Here is an 849-nt window from a genome sequence, read left to right on the forward strand (position 1 = left end):
ACGGGCGTTATTTACTGGTGAGTACCGACCCGACAGAGGCACAACGTGACCCACTTTCCCAATTGATTCATATTCAACTCCCCGTTTCCCAGGATCCCACGGTTGCTGATGCCATGCGCTATGCATTGCGTCAATCGGGTTATTCGTTATGTACGCCGGAAAAAAACAATGCCATTTTATATCGTCAGCCGCTGCCCTCTGTGCACACGCAGTTAGGCCCTGTCCGTTTGCGTACTGCGTTGCAAATTATGGCCGGTCCGGCTTGGCAACTGGAAGTCGATGAGGTGCAGCGTATGGTGTGCCACCATCTGCGGCAGGGCTATCAGTTACCAATTCCAGCTAAACCATCACAGCAGGAAGGCGTTTCATGATATTGAACCGAATCGGTCTATGGGGATGGTTGTTGCTGAGTAATTCGGTCTGGGCAGCCACACCGACACTGACACCGTTAGCTTCACAGCAGACACAATCGACAGAAAGCCAGCAGCACGCCCTGAAAAGTCAGGCTGAACAGTGGCAGTTAAGTGCCGGTGAATATCAGCGTTATCAGCACCTGATGAACGGGCCTCGGGGGATCCAATCACCGGGACTTGACCCGTTAACAACATTAGGTATTGAAGCCGAAAGCGATGTCGAGCGCCGCCGTTATGCTGAACAGTGGGTTAAGTCAGAGTTTGCCCGCACTGAAAAAGAACTGCGTTTCCAGCGGGAAGTGGATGCGGCCTGGCAGCGGCTGTTTCCGGATGTTTTGCCGGTCAATATGGAAAAATCGCATGAAGCAAACGGTCGGCTGGCGCTGTTTGTCAGAGCCAAAGATTGCCCGCAATGTGACACCCGCTTGACTGAAGT

Annotated in this window: 2 protein-coding genes; both read left to right on the forward strand. The window is 52.8% G+C overall.

What is annotated here, in order from left to right:
* On the forward strand, window positions 1-371 hold a 371-nt coding region (gene pilL2 / locus AAC147_RS10270), incomplete at its 5' end, for a PFGI-1 class ICE element type IV pilus protein PilL2 (protein ID WP_047686546.1).
* Window positions 368-849: TIGR03759 family integrating conjugative element protein (locus tag AAC147_RS10275; protein WP_047686549.1), on the forward strand; the 482-nt coding region annotated here is incomplete at its 3' end. The genes pilL2 and AAC147_RS10275, both read left to right, overlap by 4 nt.

Source organism: Xenorhabdus sp. NBAII XenSa04, from assembly GCF_963866145.1.
Classification (GTDB): Bacteria; Pseudomonadota; Gammaproteobacteria; order Enterobacterales; family Enterobacteriaceae; genus Xenorhabdus; species Xenorhabdus indica.